Raw genomic sequence first — 14,586 nt, forward strand, 5'->3', positions numbered from 1 at the left:
GTCAGCGCCCCGTAGCGTTCGACTCGTCGTCGGCGTGGGTCATGGCAGCGAGGTGCATCTCGTCGACGGTGGCCGAGTCGGGTGTGTAGTCGACTCTGTCCGACTTCGCCAGCACGCCCTCCATGTGCGCGATGTAGGCCATCTGCATGATCTTCGTCGGCTCCTCCTCGAAGAGGCGGGCGTACGCATCCTGCCGGGCGTCACCCGTGAGCTGGCCGGCCGCGGCGATCTCCGCGTCGAACTCCGGTGTTCCGTAGGCACTCTGGAATCCGTCACTCGTGAAGTACTGGTCGACGGTGAAGGCCGAGTCACCCGCCTGATTGCCGTGCTGGATGACCAGGAGGTACGGGCCTGCGTCGGCGGGGAAGGGGCGCTCCTGGTACTGCGACGTACCGGCCGAGTCCATCATCTCGATCGAGATGTTCATGCCCAGTTCGGACAGTGCGTTCTGGACGACCTCGAGGGTCTCGTTGACCTTCGGGAACTGACCGGTACGGCCGATCAGTCGGATCTTCGCATCGACCGGCACGCCGTCCGCTCGTGCCTCGTCGAGCAGTGCTCGCGCCTTCTCCGTGTCGTACGGCCACGCCTCGAGATCGTCGTCGTACCCGACGACTCCCGGCGAGACCAACTGGGCCGCCGGGCGTCCCAGATCGCGAAAGAGGGCGTGCACGATGCCGTTCCGGTTGATGGAATAGTTGATCGCCTGCCGCACCCGGATGTCGTCCAGGGGTGGCTCCCGGACCTGGATCCGAACCGCGGTGGTCTCGTTGTTCGGGTAGGCCACACCCAGGTCCCCGGCACCGTCCTCCGGTCCGATACCGGTCGCGATGTCGGCCTCGTCTCCCGAGACCATCGACGCGCGGATGCTGCCTTCGCTGCGCCACTGGTAGACGGCACGGGCGAACTCCGGCCGAGGCCCCCAGTACCGATCGTTGCGCACCAGGGTCAGCCGCTGGCCGTAGTCCCAGGTGTCGAGAGCGAACGGTCCGGTGCCGACCGGTTCCCGCTCGCGTTCCGTGATGCTGGCGGTGCGTGGGACCATCTCCACGAACGAGATCCGCAGCGGGAGGATGGGATCCGGGTTCGGCGCTGCCACCGTCAGGGTCAGCGGATCGACGACGGCCACGGTCAGATCGGCGTCGCCGAACACGTATCCCTCGACGTTGCATCCGATGTCGGAGTTCACGGTGCGCTCGATGGAGTGCGCGGCGTCCGCGGCCTCGAACGGTCGACCGTCGCTGAAGGTGACTCCGGGGTGCAGACGGAACGTCCACTGGCGGTCGGAGTTCTGTTCCCAGGAGTCGGCAAGCTTGGGTTCGAGATCACCGGTGGTGGGGTTCCGCTCCATGAGAGGTTCGGTGATGTTCGACCGCGTGACGACGCCGATCGAGGTCTGCGAGACGTCGCACGCCTCGAGCGTCGGGGGTTCCTGACTCAGGACGATGCGCAGGGTGTCCGGATCGGTGACCGAGCTGCGGTCCGTGTTGGCCACGGAGCACGCCGAGGCGGTGAGCGCGAGGACGAGCACGCCTGCGAGCGTCCCGGATCGGTGTCGCGGTGCAGGGCTCATGTCGACCTCCGGGTATGACGTCCGAGTGGACGGGGGATTCGAGTGACACCGGACAGGTGGGCTGTGGTGATCGGATCCTGTGACGGTGGACACAACGTAGGAGCGGTTGTCGAGGTCGTCAACGGCGTCGAGCCGTCGTCGAGACCGTCCGCGTCACCATCGAGGCGACGACGCCGACGCCGCTCGAGTCACCCACCTGCGGCGATACGTGGTCAGAGATCGACCGGTCCGGATCGTGAACCGACACATGCGATTTCCGCATCGTTCGATGCCGATGTGGTGCGACCGGAGCGCCACTCGTCGGGACATGCAGTGATGCTCGGTCGGCATCGACCGATGCGACATCAGTGTTGGACGCGCATCAGTGCGGCTTCTAGCGTGTGAGCTGGACCACGTACCCGATGGAGGAGCCGACTGTGACCGACACGCGAGAGACCCCCGAGCGCAGCACCACCCGGCCGACCAGCGGGCTCACCGCGCCCGACGCGGCCGTTCGTGCGCTCGCGCCCGGGGCCGCCACGATCGATCGCATCGCGGACGTCACCCTGCGCTCCGTCGTTCTCCCTCTGGCCACACCGATCAGCGACGCGAAAGTGCTGACCGGACGGCAGAAGCCGATGACGGAGGTGGTGTTCCTCTTCGTCGAGATACGCACCGAGCAGGGGCACGAGGGCATCGGGTTCAGCTACTCCAAACGTGCCGGCGGCCCTGCGCAGTTCGCCCACGCGCGAGAGATCGCGCCTGTGCTGATCGGTCAGGATCCCAGTGACATCGGTAAGATCTGGAGCTCTCTCGTCTGGGCCGGTGCCTCCGTCGGTCGCAGCGGCGTCGCCACCCAGGCGATCGCGGCCGTCGACATCGCACTGTGGGACCTGAAGGCGAAGCGCGCCGGGCTCCCGCTCGCGAAACTGATCGGCTCCACCCGTGATGCCGTGCAGACGTACAACACGTCCGGCGGCTTCCTGCACACCCCGATCGAGGAGGTGCTGGAGAACGCGACCGCGTCTCTCGCGGCCGGCATCGGCGGTATCAAACTGAAGGTGGGACAGCCGGACTGGCGCCAGGACATCGCTCGGGTGACCGCAGTGCGCGAGCACCTGGGTGACGACGTGCCCCTGATGGTCGACGCGAACCAGCAGTGGGACCGACCGACGGCGACCCGGATGTGCCGCATTCTCGAACAGTTCGATCTGGTGTGGATCGAGGAACCACTCGACGCCTACGACGCCGAGGGCCACGCCATGCTCGCGCGGACCTTCGACACGTCCATCGCGACCGGTGAGATGCTGGCCAGTGTCGGCGAGCACGTGCGCCTGATCGAGGCCGGGTCCGTCGACATCATCCAGCCCGACGCGCCGCGCATCGGTGGGATCACGCAGTTCCTGAAGCTCGCAGGACTCGCCGAGCATCACGGCCTGCAGATGGCGCCGCACTTCGCGATGGAGATCCACCTGCATCTCGCGGCTGCCTATCCTCTGCAGACCTGGGTGGAGCACTTCGACTGGTTGGATCCGCTGTTCGAGGAGCACCTGGAGACGCGGGACGGGCGGATGCACCTGTCCGAACGTCCTGGCCTCGGCTTCACCCTGAGCGAGCAGGCGCACGCGTGGACCGTGGCGGAGGTGCACGTCGATCGCTGAAGAGTGACCGGCGTCACCTTGTCGGACAGCCTATTGCCCAGATCACACCTGAAGGAATATGTTGTGCTCCGCAACATACAACCGAAGGGACGATCGATGCAGAACACAAGGCTCGCCCTCACCGCGGCGGGTATCGGTCTGGTCATGGCACTCACCGCGTGTGGCAGCAACTCCAGCAGCGACAGCGGCAGCGGAGACTCCGGCGGATCCGGCAACGGCGGCACCAAGGTCGGCGTCATCCTGCCCGACACCAAGTCGTCCGCACGCTACGAGTCGCAGGACCGACCGCTCCTGCAGAAGGCGCTGAGCGACGCGGGTCTCGATCCGATCATCCAGAACGCGGAGGGCGACACCACCAAGTTCTCGTCCATCGCCGACTCGATGATCAGCCAGGGTGCGAAGGTCATCCTGATGAGCAATCTCTCGTCCGAGTCCGGTGCCGCCGTGCAGAAGAAGGCCACCGAAGCGGGCGTCGCCACCATCGACTACGACCGACTCACCCTCGGCGGCTCGGCCGACTACTACGTCTCCTTCGACAGCACCACCGTCGGCAACCTGCAGGGTCAGGGCCTGGTGGACTGCGTGGGCGCGAAGCCCGGCGCGCAGATCATCCAGATCAACGGCTCGCCGACCGACAACAACGCCACGCTGTTCAAGGCCGGCGCGCTCGAGGTGCTGCAGCCGAAGTACGACTCCGGCGACCTGCGCCTCGCGGGCGACCAGGCCATCCCCGAGTGGGACAACCAGGTCGGCGGCACCACCTTCGAGCAGCTGCTCACCGCCAACGGCGGCAAGGTCGACGGCGTTCTCGCCGCCAACGACGGACTCGCGGGCGCCGTCATCACGGTCCTGCAGAAGAACGGCCTGAACGGCACCGTGCCGGTCACCGGTCAGGACGCCACCGAGGACGGACTGAAGGCCGTGCTCCGCGGCGACCAGTGCATGACCGTCTACAAGGACGTCGCGAAGGAGGCGGCCGCTGCCGCCGAGCTCGCCATCGACCTCGCCAAGGGTGACACCGCCGCTGCCGACGCCAAGGCGACGGCGACGTCGGAGGACCCCGAGGGCAACCGTCAGGTGAAGTCGGTCCTGCTGGACCCGGTCACCATCACGCGCGACAACGTCAAGGTCGCCGTCGACGGCGGCGCCGTCTCGGCGGACGCGTTGTGCAGTGGCGACGTGGCTCAGGCCTGCGCGGACGCGGGAATCTCCTGACCACCATGACCGCCGCGGGAGAGCCCGTCCTGCAGTTGCAGGGCATCAACAAGAGTTTCGGTCCGGTGCACGTCCTGCACGATGTCGATCTGACGATCAGGGCAGGAGAGGTCACTGCACTGGTCGGTGACAACGGCGCGGGCAAGTCCACGCTGATCAAGTGCATCGCAGGAATTCACGGCACCGACTCCGGCGAGGTCCGCTTCGGCGGCGAGCCGGTGTCGGTGTCGAATCCGAAAGAGGCTGCGGCGCTGGGTATCGAGGTCGTGTACCAGGACCTCGCCCTGTGCGACAACCTCGACATCGTGCAGAACATGTTCCTCGGCCGTGAGCGTACGGCCAAGGGTCTGCTCGACGAGGCATCGATGGAACAGGCGGCGCGCGACACCCTCGCGTCGCTGTCGGTGCGCACCGTCAAGTCGGTGCGCACCCCGGTCGCGTCGCTGTCCGGTGGACAGCGGCAGACCGTCGCCATCGCCAAGTCGGTGCTCTGGGAGTCGAAGGTGGTGCTGCTCGACGAGCCCACGGCCGCACTGGGAGTCGCGCAGACGCGACAGGTCCTCGACCTCGTTCGCCGCCTCGCGGACTCGGGTGTGGGAGTGCTGCTCATCAGCCACAACATGAACGACGTCGTCGAGGTGTCCGACTCCGTCGCCGCCCTGTTCCTGGGGCGGATGGCGGCGCAGGTGCGCACGGCGGACGTGTCCGTCGGACGCATCGTCGAGCTCATCACGACCGGCCGCAGCGGTGACCTCGGTCTTCCGTCGGCCGAGGCGAAGGCGGTGACGATATGACCGCCGCACCCGAACAGGACCGCGCCCGGTCCGACTTCTCGATGGACACCGATCGGCGATCGTTCGGCGACGCCGGACGCGACTACGTGGCACGACTGCGCGGCGGCGAGCTGGGGGCACTGCCCGCACTCGCCGGGCTGGTCGTCCTGCTCGTCGTGTTCTCGTCGCTGTCGGGGCAGTTCCTCACCCTCAACAACGTGGCCAATCTGCTCACCCAGGGAGCGGCCACCGCGTTGATCGGCATGGGGCTGGTGTTCGTGCTCCTCCTCGGTGAGATCGACCTCTCCGCCGGCACCGGCTCCGGTGTGGCGGCGGCGATTCTCGCCCTGCACTACACGGAGGGGGGAAACCTGCTCGGCGGCATGGGAACCGGTGTGTTCCTGACGTTCTGCGCCGTTCTGGTGGTGGCCGGAGTGCTCGCGGCGATCACGCGACTGTGGGCGGCCATCGTGCCGGCCGCGATCGCACTCGCCATCGCGCTGCTCGGGGTGCCCGCGAATCCGTGGATCGAGATCGTGCTGGCGATCTGCGTCGGTGCCTCGATCGGCTGCCTCACCGGGTTCCTCGTCTCCCGCGTCGGCATCCCGTCGTTCGTGGTCACGCTGGCACTGTTCCTCGCCTGGGGCGGTGTGGTGCTGCAGCTGATCGGTGAGGGCGGCACCCTCGGAATCTCCGACAACACCGTGCTCTTCGCGGTGGCCAACCGGTCGCTCCCGGTGTGGGCGAGTTGGGTGCTGTTCGCGGTGGTCGTCGGCGGATTCGCGGCGATCAACCTCTCGCGCCAGCGCACTCGGCTGAAGCAGGGACTGACGGCTCCCCCGACGTCGCTGTTGCTGGTCAAGATCGCGGCACTGACGGTGTTCGCCGCCCTCGCCACGTGGGCGATGACGGTGAACCGCAGCCCCAACCCGGCGGTGCTCTCCATCGCCGGTGTGCCGTACGTCGTTCCGATCGTGCTCTTCGTGTTGGTGCTCGCCACGTTCGTCCTCGACCGGACGTCCTACGGTCGGCACGTCTACGCGGTGGGTGGCAACGCGGAGGCGTCGCGGCGAGCGGGTATCGACGTCCGGCGCATCCGCATGAGTGTCTTCGTGGTCAGCTCGACCATCGCGGCACTCGGCGCCATCGTGGCAGCGTCCAAGGTCGGATCCGTGGATCCGCAGGCGGGTGGCGGCAACACGCTGCTGTTCGCCGTCGGCGCCGCCGTCATCGGTGGAACGTCGCTCTTCGGTGGACGTGGTCGCGTGCGGGACGCGGTGATCGGTGCTGCCGTCATCGCGGTGATCGACAACGGACTGCGCCTGCAGGGGCAGTCCGCGGCGGTGGTCTCCATCGTCACCGGTCTCGTGCTGTTGCTCGCGGCCAGTGTCGACGCACTGTCGCGTCGACGAGCTCCGACTGGTCGGTGACAGGCCGACCGGCTCGTTCCGCCCTCGTCCGTAGTGTCCACCTCGGTGGGGCTCGGACGAGGGCGGAACTCGCGGAGGACCTCTCGCTGAACCGGAGCACCGTCAAGACTCTCGTCGACGACCTCGTCGCCGACGGCCTGGTCTCCGAACATCCGTCGTCCGGTGGCGGGGCCGGCCGGCCGTCGCTGGTGGTCGACCCCATCCCGTCCGCCGCCTGGGTACTCGCGGTCGACGCGGCCGTCGACTGGCTGTCCGTCTCCGCGATCGGCTGGGGCGCAGCTGTTCTGGCGGATCTCGACTACGAGGCGGGAGCGGGCCCGGACCCGGCGGACCTGGTGCGCCGCATCGCCGATGCCGCGACCGAGCTCACCCATCGGGTGGGATCGGCCCCGCGTGCAGTGTGTGTCGCCGTACCCGGTCTCGTGCGGTCGGCCGACGGTCTCGTGCGCGTCGCACCCAACCTCGGCTGGACCGACGTTCCGCTCGGTCGTCTGATCGGTGAGGCGGTCGGGGTGCGGTGCATCGTCGCCAACGAGTCCGATCTGGGAGTGGTCGCGGAACACACCCGCGGATGCGCCCGCGGCGTGGACGACGTGGTCTACCTCTTCGCGGAGTTCGGTGTGGGTGCCGGAATACTCAGCGCCGGATCACTTCTCGGCGGTTCCGGTGGCTACGCCGGCGAGGTGGGACACATGCGGACCGCCGCCGGCGGGGGCCTCTGCAGCTGCGGAAGCAACGGGTGCTGGGAGCTGTCCGTCGGGCAGGACGCACTGCGCCGGGCACTCGCGATGCCGGAACCCGCGACGCCGTCCGCGATCGGGCGCGCACTGGCCGACGTCGCCGCCGCCGGGGGTGCCCTGCCGGAGAGCTACATCGAGGCACTGGAGACGGGCGTCTGCACCATCGTCACGATGGTGGACCCCCGCGTCGTCGTGTTCGGCGGCCTCTTCGCCGACGTTCTCCGGGTGCCCTCGGCGATGGCACGCATCACCGAGGGCGTGGGGGAGTGCCTGGTCGGACGCCAGCACGGGGTGGAACTGCACGTCTCGGGCCTGGGTCGGCGGATCTCGGTGATCGGTGCCGCCGAGCTGGCCTTCGCCGAGGTGCTGCAGCGGCTGTAGTGGGCCTTCGGCCCCCGTGAGCCTTGTGCGTGTCCAGGGATGCGCACAAGGCTCACGGGCGTCAGCGCACCGACGACTCCACGGTGGCGCGGGCTCCGCGGGTGTGCAGGGAGTCGAGAGCCGACGTGTAGGCGTCGACGAAGCGCGGATCGTCCACCAGATCGCCGAACAACTCGCGGTTCCGCACGAACGCGAGGGGGTCCTCGCGCTGCTGCCGAGCCAGCGGGGTCAGCGTGTCCTTCAGACGGTCGACGATCTCGATGGGCTCACCCTGCTCGTCGACACCCTCGGCGTAGCGCGCCCAGCTCGCGATCACCGTGGCGGACAGGGCGACCGGTCCTCCGGACCCGAGGTTCGTGCGCACCACCGGGACCAGCCACTTCGGGATCCGGTCCGACGACTCGGCGCAGAGCCGGGCCACGGTGTCCCGGATCTCCGGATTGGAGAAGCGCTCGATCAGCGTCTTCTTGTACTCGGCCAGGTCGATTCCGGGAACCGGCTGCAGCGTGGGAGTGGCTTCCTCGTCCATGTAGCGCAACAGGAACTCGGCGAACAGTGCGTCCTGCGTGACGTCGTGCACGAGCCGGTAGCCACTGAGGTATCCGACGTAGCAGAGGGCCTGATGGCTCGCGTTGAGCAGACGCAGCTTCATCAGCTCGTACGGTGTGACGTCGTCGACGACCTGCACGCCCACGTCCTCGAACGGCGGCCGGCCGAGGGTGAAGTGATCCTCCAGGGCCCACTGGGTGAACGGCTCCGCGGCCACGGGCCACCGGTCCTCGACGTCGTACCGTGAGGCGAGCTGGTCGACGACGTCGGGTGTGGTGACGGGCGTGATGCGGTCGACCATGGAGTTGGGGAACTGCGCGGTGTCCGTGATCCACTGTGCCAGTGCGGGATCCTTCAGGCGGGCGAACGCGGTGAAGGTCGATCGGGCGATGTGTCCGTTGCCCTCGATGTTGTCGCACGACATGATGGTGAACGGCGCGAGCCCGCGATCCTTCCGGCGGGACAACGCCTCGCACACCAGTCCGAAGGTCGTGCCCGGTACCGCATCGGGGGCCAGATCCGCTCGCACAGCCGGGTTCTCGGCGTCGAACTCGCCCGTGGTGGCAGAGAAGTTGTAGCCGCCCTCGGTGACGGTGAGAGAGACGATGCGGGTGTCGGCGTGGGCGAGCTTCTCGATCACCGCCTCGGGATCGTCCGGCGCGAAGAGGTACTCGGTGATGGATCCGATGACCGAGGTGTCCCACGAGCCGTCGGAGTGCCGCAGTGCCAGGGTGTAGAGACAGTCCTGGGCGTCCATGACGTCCTTCATACGGCGATCACCCGGCAGCACGCCCACGCCGCAGATGCCCCAGCTCGACGCGGACTCGAAGTCGGTGCGGAGCAGCCGGTCGACGTACATCGCCTGGTGCGCACGGTGGAAGCCGCCGACGCCGAAGTGGACGATCCCGGTGGTGATCGCCGAGCGGTCGTACCGTGGCACGTCCACGTCGTCGGGAAGCTGGGCGAGGGTGGCAGCGGACAGCTTCACGAGAGGGTCTCCTGACTGGGTGTCACGGTGACGACAGCCTTGATGCTGCCGTCGGTGCGGTCGTGATTCAGTGCGTCCTCGACATGATCCAGGTCGAACCGACCCGTCACCATGCTGTCGAGCTCGACTCGTCCGGTGCGGACGAGTTCCAGTGCGGTGGGCCAGGTGTCGGCATAGCGGAAGACGCCGGTGACCCACAGTTCCCGGTTCTGGATCACGGACACGGGAATCGGGTACTCGTTTCCGCCCATGCCCACGAGCACCACTCTGCCCGCAGGGCGCACGGCGCGCATCCCGTCCTGCACTGCGCGGGGTGCGCCCGACGCGTCGACGAACACGTCGACGTCGAGGTCGTGCACCGACTCGTCCGCCGGGTCGATCACGCGGGTCGCCCCGTACCGCGTGGCGTTGGCGCGGCGGTCGGCCGAGATGTCCGACACGACGATCTCCGTGGCGCCGAAGGCGCGTGCGACCTGCGCCGTGAGCACTCCGACCGGCCCGGCGCCCGCGATCAACACTCGCGAGCCGCCGGTGATCCCGGCCTTGCGTGCGGTCGCGATGGCCACCGACAGGGGCTCGAAGAGGGCCGCGGCGTCGTCGGACACGGCGTCGGGTACGTCGTGCGCGAACGTGGATCCGATAGTCACGTACTCACAGAGGGCACCGTCCACGGGAGGGGTCGCATAGAACTCCATGTGGGGGCACAGGTTGTAGTGGCCCGATCGGGTCTCGCGACTGTCGGGATCGGGTCGTTGCGGCTCGATGGACACTCGCGACCCGACTCGCCGAGGGGAGACGCCGTCACCGACGGCGACGATCACACCCGACGCCTCGTGGCCCAGAACGAGCGGCGACTCGACGACGAAGTCGCCGATGCGACCCTCGCGGTAGTAGTGCGCATCCGATCCGCAGACCCCGACGGATGCCACCCGGACGAGGACGTCACCTGCCTTCGGCGTCGGCACAGGTCGCGTCTGCGTCTCGATGTGTCCCGGTTCGGTGAGAACTGCGGCACGCATGGAATCGACTGTTGTGTGGATCACACCTGGATGTTAGCTTAAGTGAGCAGATGAACACCAGGTGAGCAGATGCTCACCCCGACGACCAGGAGCGACATCGTGACGACGCCGAGTTCGAGCGACGAGCTGAGGCTCGCGCTGCGTGCGGCGACGATGTACCACGTCGAGGGCGCGACCCAGGCGGAGATCGCCACCAAGCTCGGTGTCTCCCGTCCCACGGCAGGTCGACTCGTCGCTCGGGCTCGGGCGAACGGGCTCGTGCGCATCGAGATCCACGTGCCCGAGGAGATCAGCGGATCGGTGCACACCGATCTCGAACGTCGACTCGAGGAGCGGTACGGCCTGGACGAGGCGCTGGTGGTCACGTCGACCATCGACGACGCCGGCGGTCGGTACGACGCGGTGGGGCGCGCCGCGTCGGGCATCCTCACCCGGCGCGTGCAGCCTGCTCACACGCTCGGTTTCACGTGGGGGCCGGAGACGGTCGCGGTGGCGCAGTCGCTCCAGGGACGCGGCAGCCGCTGCGCCCGCGTGGTGCAGCTGGACGGATCCATGAGCACCGCGGACTACCAGACCGGTGTCGACTTCGTCCTCACCCGCTGCGCCGAGCAACTGCAGGCGACGCCGATGCGGCTCAACGCCCCTCTCTACGCCGACCCGGCGACGGTCGTGGCGCTGCAACAGGACTCGCTGATGTCCAAGGCGCTCGACGCCGGACGCACCGCGGATCTCATGTTCTTCGGACTGGGCCCGGTGTCGACGTCGACGACGCTGTTCGAGGGAAGCTTCCTCGACGCCGACCTCCTGTCCGAACTCGATCGACTCGGTGCGGTCGGTGAGATCGGCGGTCGGTTCTTCGACTCCGAAGGCGCCGACGTCGACAGCTCACTGACCGACCGCACGGTCTCGGTGCCGCTGGACGACATCCGGAACTGCGCCACCACGCTCCTCATCTCCGGCGGTGCGCGCAAGCACGCCGCGATCCGGGCCGCTCTGCGCGGCCGTCTCGCCACCGTCCTGGTGACCGATATCGCCTGTGCTCTGGACCTTCTCGACGAGCACGGCAGCAACCCCATGAAGGAATCGAGGTAGTACCGACGTGACATCACGATTCGTCCCACTCGCCGCCCTCGCCGCAGCCACCGTGCTGACGGCGAGCGGCTGCGCGGGCGCGGGATCGTTCGGAGGTGACGGTGGCGGCACGACCATCACCGTGGCCATCGTCTCCAACTCGCAGATGTCCGACGCGATCTCGCTCGCACCGGAGTTCGAGGCCGAGAACCCGGGTGTGAACCTGAAGTTCGTCTCGCTGTCCGAGAACGAGGCGCGCGCGAAGATCACGGCGTCGGTGGCCACTGGCGGTGGTGAGTTCGACGTGGTGATGATCAGCAACTACGAGACGCCGCAATGGGCCGAGAACGGGTGGCTCACCAATCTGTCCGAGTACGCGCAGGCCACACCGGGATACGACGAGGACGATTTCATCCCGTCGCTCAAGGAGTCGCTGTCCTACGAGGGAAGCATGTACTCGGTGCCGTTCTACGGTGAGTCGTCCTTCCTCATGTACCGCAAGGACTTGATGGAGGAAGCAGGCATCACGATGCCGGCCGAGCCCACCTGGGACCAGGTGGCCGAGGCCGCCGCGACACTCGACCGTCCGGGCATGTCCGGCATCTGCCTGCGTGGCAAGCCCGGCTGGGGCGAGGTGCTCGCGCCCCTCGACACCGTCATCAACGCCTTCGGCGGCCGGTGGTACGACGAGAACTGGAACGCGCAACTCGACAGTCCGCAGGTCGAGGAAGCCGTGCAGTTCTACGTCGACCTGGTCCGGTCGCACGGACAGGCCGGCGCGGCGACGAGCGGCTTCAGCGAGTGCGGAACGCAACTCGCACAGGGCAACACGGCCATGTGGTACGACGCCACCTCGGCGGTGTCGGTGCTCGAGGACCCCACGTCGAGCAACGTCGTCGGCAAGATCGGGTATGCCAAGGCCCCGTCGGCGGCAAAGGGCGACAACGGGTGGCTGTACTCCTGGTCGCTCGGCATCCCGACGACGTCGGAAAGCCCGGACGACGCCTGGAAGTTCGTGTCGTGGATGACGAACAAGGAGTACCTGAAGAAGGTCGGCACCGAGCTCGGCTGGGAGCGGGTGCCACCGGGAAGCCGGTTGTCCACCTACGAGATCCCGGAGTACAAGGAGGCGTCGGCCGCCTTCGGTCAGGTCACGCTCGACTCGATAAACAATGCCGATCCGCTGAACCCGACGGTCGATCCGGTGCCGTACACCGGCGTCCAGTTCCTCACCATCCCCGAGTTCCAGGATCTCGGCACTCGGGTCAGTCAGCAGATCAGCGCCGCCGTGGCAGGACAGATCAGCGTCCAGGACGCGCTCGCTCAAGCGCAGCAGTACGCCGAGGTGGTCGGCAAGACGTATCAGGAGGATCAGTGATGACCACGACCGAAGTCGGCTCGGCGAGATCCGAGACGCCGTTCGTTCCTCGCGAACGGGTGATCTCGAAGGCGGAGGGGTGGCGGCGCCGCGGTCCCCTGCTGCCGGCCATGGTCTTCGCGATCGTCGTCACGCAGATCCCGTTCCTGTTCACGCTGTACTACTCGACGCAGTCGTGGAACCTGGTGCGCCCCGGATCGCGGGAGTTCAACGGTCTGAACAACTACGTGGACGTGTTCCGGGACAGCCAGTTCCGCTCGGTCGCGTTCAACACGGTGATCATGATCGTGGGCACGGTGATCATCTCGGTGGCGCTGGGCCTGGTGCTCGCACTGCTGCTGGACCGTAAGTTCATCGGCCGCAGTCTGATCCGCACCCTGCTGATCACTCCGTTCCTCATCACCCCGGTCGCCGGTGCACTGATCTGGAAGACCACCATGTTCGACCCGGTGTTCGGCCTCATCAACTTCGTGCTCAGCCCGTTCGGGGTCGACCAGATCGACTGGGTCTCGCGGTTCCCGCTCGCCGCGGTCATGACCAACCTCGTCTGGCAGTGGACCCCCTTCATGATGCTGCTCATCCTGGCGGGACTGCAGTCGATGCCGAAGGACATCGCGGAGGCGGCGCGGGTGGACGGCGCCGGGCCCGTCGCACTGTTCCGCGAGTTGACGTTGCCGCATCTGCGACGCTTCATCGAGCTCGGAGCGGTCCTCGGCGCCATCTACCTCATCAACACCTTCGACGCCGTCTACATGATGACGTCCGGCGGCCCGGGTGTGGCGTCGTCGAACCTGCCGTTCTACATCTATCAACGAGCGTTCCTCGGCTTCGACATCGGCCAGGCCGCGGCCATGGGCGTCGTCACCGTGGTGGCCACCATCGTCGTCAGCACACTGGCGCTGCGACTGATCTTCACGAGCTTCAGCGGGAAAGAGGAGGCTGCCTGATGAGTACCACCACCGAGCGGAGCGCCGGCAGCGGAACTCCGAGCGTCACCGCGCCGATCACACGCAAGAAGCGATGGGGGCCCGGATCGATCTGGTCCTTCGTCGCCTGGGTCGCCGGCATCGCCTTCTTCTTCCCGGTCCTGTGGATGGTCATCACCGGGTTCAAGCAGGAAGCCGATGCGTACACCGCGACGCCGAAGATCTTCTTCACCCCGACCCTCGACCAGTACCGCGGCGTTCTCGAGAGCGGCATCGGCACCACGCTGCTCAACTCGGCCTTCGCGACCGTCGTGTCCACGATTCTCGTTCTGCTGCTGGGTGTCCCGGCTGCATTCGCCCTGTCGCTGCGTCCCGTGAAGAAGACGCAGGACGTGCTCTTCTTCTTCATCTCGACGAAGATGCTGCCGGTCGTGGCGGCCATCGTGCCGCTGTACGTCATCGTCGGCGACATCGGTCTGCTCGACAACATCTGGGCGCTCATCATCCTGTACACGGCGATGAATCTGCCGATCGCGGTGTGGATGATGCGGTCGTTCTTCCTCGAGGTCCCGAGCGAGTTGCTCGAGGCCGCGAGCATGGACGGTGCCTCGCTGTGGACATCGGTGCGGGAGGTCATCCTGCCGCTGGTCTCGCCCGGCATCGCGGCCACGTCGCTGATCTGTGTGATCTTCTCGTGGAACGAGTTCTTCTTCGCCGTCAACCTCACCGCCGTTCAGGCACAGACGATTCCGGTCTACCTCGTCGGCTTCATCACCGGGCAGGGCCTGTACTGGGCCCAGCTCTCCGCCGCTGCGACGTTCGCAGCCCTCCCCGTCGTCCTCGCCGGATGGTTCGCGCAGAACAAGCTCGTGCGCGGCCTGTCCTTCGGCGCCATCAAGTAGG

Annotated in this window: 12 protein-coding genes; 9 read left to right on the plus strand and 3 right to left on the minus strand. The window is 67.4% G+C overall.

Annotated features, from left to right (window positions below):
* Window position 1 precedes the first annotated feature (1 nt).
* Window positions 2–1,573 carry an ABC transporter substrate-binding protein gene (locus QE449_RS02285; protein WP_307108117.1) on the minus strand — a complete coding sequence of 524 codons (1,572 nt, stop codon included), beginning with the start codon at window positions 1,571–1,573 and terminating at the stop codon, window positions 2–4.
* Between the two features lie 416 nt (window positions 1,574–1,989).
* Here QE449_RS02285 and QE449_RS02290 point away from each other — a divergent pair, with 416 nt between their 5' ends.
* From QE449_RS02290 to QE449_RS02310, 5 genes are all read left to right on the plus strand, one after another.
* Complete coding sequence (locus tag QE449_RS02290) at window positions 1,990–3,213, plus strand: mandelate racemase/muconate lactonizing enzyme family protein (RefSeq protein WP_307108118.1); 1,224 nt, start codon at window positions 1,990–1,992, stop codon at window positions 3,211–3,213.
* A 96-nt stretch (window positions 3,214–3,309) separates the two neighbouring features.
* A complete protein-coding gene (locus QE449_RS02295; RefSeq protein ID WP_222632227.1) occupies window positions 3,310–4,428 on the plus strand; it encodes a sugar ABC transporter substrate-binding protein in 1,119 nt (372 codons plus the stop codon).
* A gap of 5 nt (window positions 4,429–4,433) precedes the next feature.
* Window positions 4,434–5,222 carry an ATP-binding cassette domain-containing protein gene (locus QE449_RS02300; RefSeq protein ID WP_037186144.1) on the plus strand — a complete coding sequence of 263 codons (789 nt, stop codon included), beginning with the start codon at window positions 4,434–4,436 and terminating at the stop codon, window positions 5,220–5,222.
* Window positions 5,219–6,631 (plus strand): sugar ABC transporter permease, encoded by a 1,413-nt coding sequence (locus QE449_RS02305; protein ID WP_027506150.1) that lies wholly within the window; start codon window positions 5,219–5,221, stop codon window positions 6,629–6,631. The genes QE449_RS02300 and QE449_RS02305 overlap by 4 nt, the downstream gene beginning before the upstream one ends.
* The gene (locus QE449_RS02310; RefSeq protein WP_027506151.1) at window positions 6,628–7,752 is read left to right on the plus strand and encodes an ROK family protein; all 1,125 of its coding nucleotides are present in this window, start codon (window positions 6,628–6,630) and stop codon (window positions 7,750–7,752) included. The genes QE449_RS02305 and QE449_RS02310 overlap by 4 nt, the downstream gene beginning before the upstream one ends.
* 61 nt (window positions 7,753–7,813) lie before the next feature.
* Here the strand turns inward: QE449_RS02310 and QE449_RS02315 are convergent, their stop codons facing one another.
* Together QE449_RS02315 and QE449_RS02320 are read right to left on the minus strand one after the other, a co-directional pair.
* Window positions 7,814–9,289, minus strand: coding sequence for a mannitol dehydrogenase family protein (locus QE449_RS02315; RefSeq protein WP_307108119.1), 1,476 nt, complete (start codon window positions 9,287–9,289; stop codon window positions 7,814–7,816).
* Window positions 9,286–10,308 (minus strand): NAD(P)-dependent alcohol dehydrogenase, encoded by a 1,023-nt coding sequence (locus QE449_RS02320; protein ID WP_307108120.1) that lies wholly within the window; start codon window positions 10,306–10,308, stop codon window positions 9,286–9,288. Before QE449_RS02320 ends, QE449_RS02315 begins: the two co-directional genes overlap by 4 nt.
* Window positions 10,309–10,377: 69 nt before the next feature.
* Here QE449_RS02320 and QE449_RS02325 point away from each other — a divergent pair, with 69 nt between their 5' ends.
* The 4 genes from QE449_RS02325 to QE449_RS02340 are packed head-to-tail and all read left to right on the plus strand — an operon-like array spanning window position 10,378 to window position 14,585.
* Window positions 10,378–11,400, plus strand: coding sequence for a sugar-binding transcriptional regulator (locus QE449_RS02325; protein WP_373428250.1), 1,023 nt, complete (start codon window positions 10,378–10,380; stop codon window positions 11,398–11,400).
* Window positions 11,401–11,407: 7 nt separating this feature from the next.
* Window positions 11,408–12,757 (plus strand): sugar ABC transporter substrate-binding protein, encoded by a 1,350-nt coding sequence (locus QE449_RS02330; RefSeq protein ID WP_027506155.1) that lies wholly within the window; start codon window positions 11,408–11,410, stop codon window positions 12,755–12,757.
* Window positions 12,757–13,704, plus strand: coding sequence for a carbohydrate ABC transporter permease (locus tag QE449_RS02335; protein ID WP_027506156.1), 948 nt, complete (start codon window positions 12,757–12,759; stop codon window positions 13,702–13,704). Before QE449_RS02330 ends, QE449_RS02335 begins: the two co-directional genes overlap by 1 nt.
* Window positions 13,704–14,585: a carbohydrate ABC transporter permease gene (locus QE449_RS02340; RefSeq protein WP_027506157.1), complete on the plus strand. Its 882-nt coding sequence runs from the start codon at window positions 13,704–13,706 to the stop codon at window positions 14,583–14,585. Before QE449_RS02335 ends, QE449_RS02340 begins: the two co-directional genes overlap by 1 nt.
* The last annotated feature ends 1 nt before the right edge of the window (window position 14,586 follow it).

This window comes from Rhodococcus sp. SORGH_AS_0303 (assembly GCF_030819335.1).
Taxonomy (GTDB): domain Bacteria; phylum Actinomycetota; class Actinomycetes; order Mycobacteriales; family Mycobacteriaceae; genus Rhodococcoides.

Bases quoted from the DNA above. Each gene is read 5' to 3' on its own strand.
- QE449_RS02285 (WP_307108117.1), bottom strand. From the start codon at position 1,573: ATGAGCCCTGCACCGCGACACCGATCCGGGACGCTCGCAGGCGTGCTC.
- QE449_RS02295 (WP_222632227.1), top strand. From the start codon at position 3,310: ATGCAGAACACAAGGCTCGCCCTCACCGCGGCGGGTATCGGTCTGGTC.
- QE449_RS02300 (WP_037186144.1), top strand. From the start codon at position 4,434: ATGACCGCCGCGGGAGAGCCCGTCCTGCAGTTGCAGGGCATCAACAAG.
- QE449_RS02305 (WP_027506150.1), top strand. From the start codon at position 5,219: ATGACCGCCGCACCCGAACAGGACCGCGCCCGGTCCGACTTCTCGATG.
- QE449_RS02320 (WP_307108120.1), bottom strand. From the start codon at position 10,308: ATGCGTGCCGCAGTTCTCACCGAACCGGGACACATCGAGACGCAGACG.
- QE449_RS02325 (WP_373428250.1), top strand. From the start codon at position 10,378: ATGCTCACCCCGACGACCAGGAGCGACATCGTGACGACGCCGAGTTCG.
- QE449_RS02335 (WP_027506156.1), top strand. From the start codon at position 12,757: ATGACCACGACCGAAGTCGGCTCGGCGAGATCCGAGACGCCGTTCGTT.
- QE449_RS02340 (WP_027506157.1), top strand. From the start codon at position 13,704: ATGAGTACCACCACCGAGCGGAGCGCCGGCAGCGGAACTCCGAGCGTC.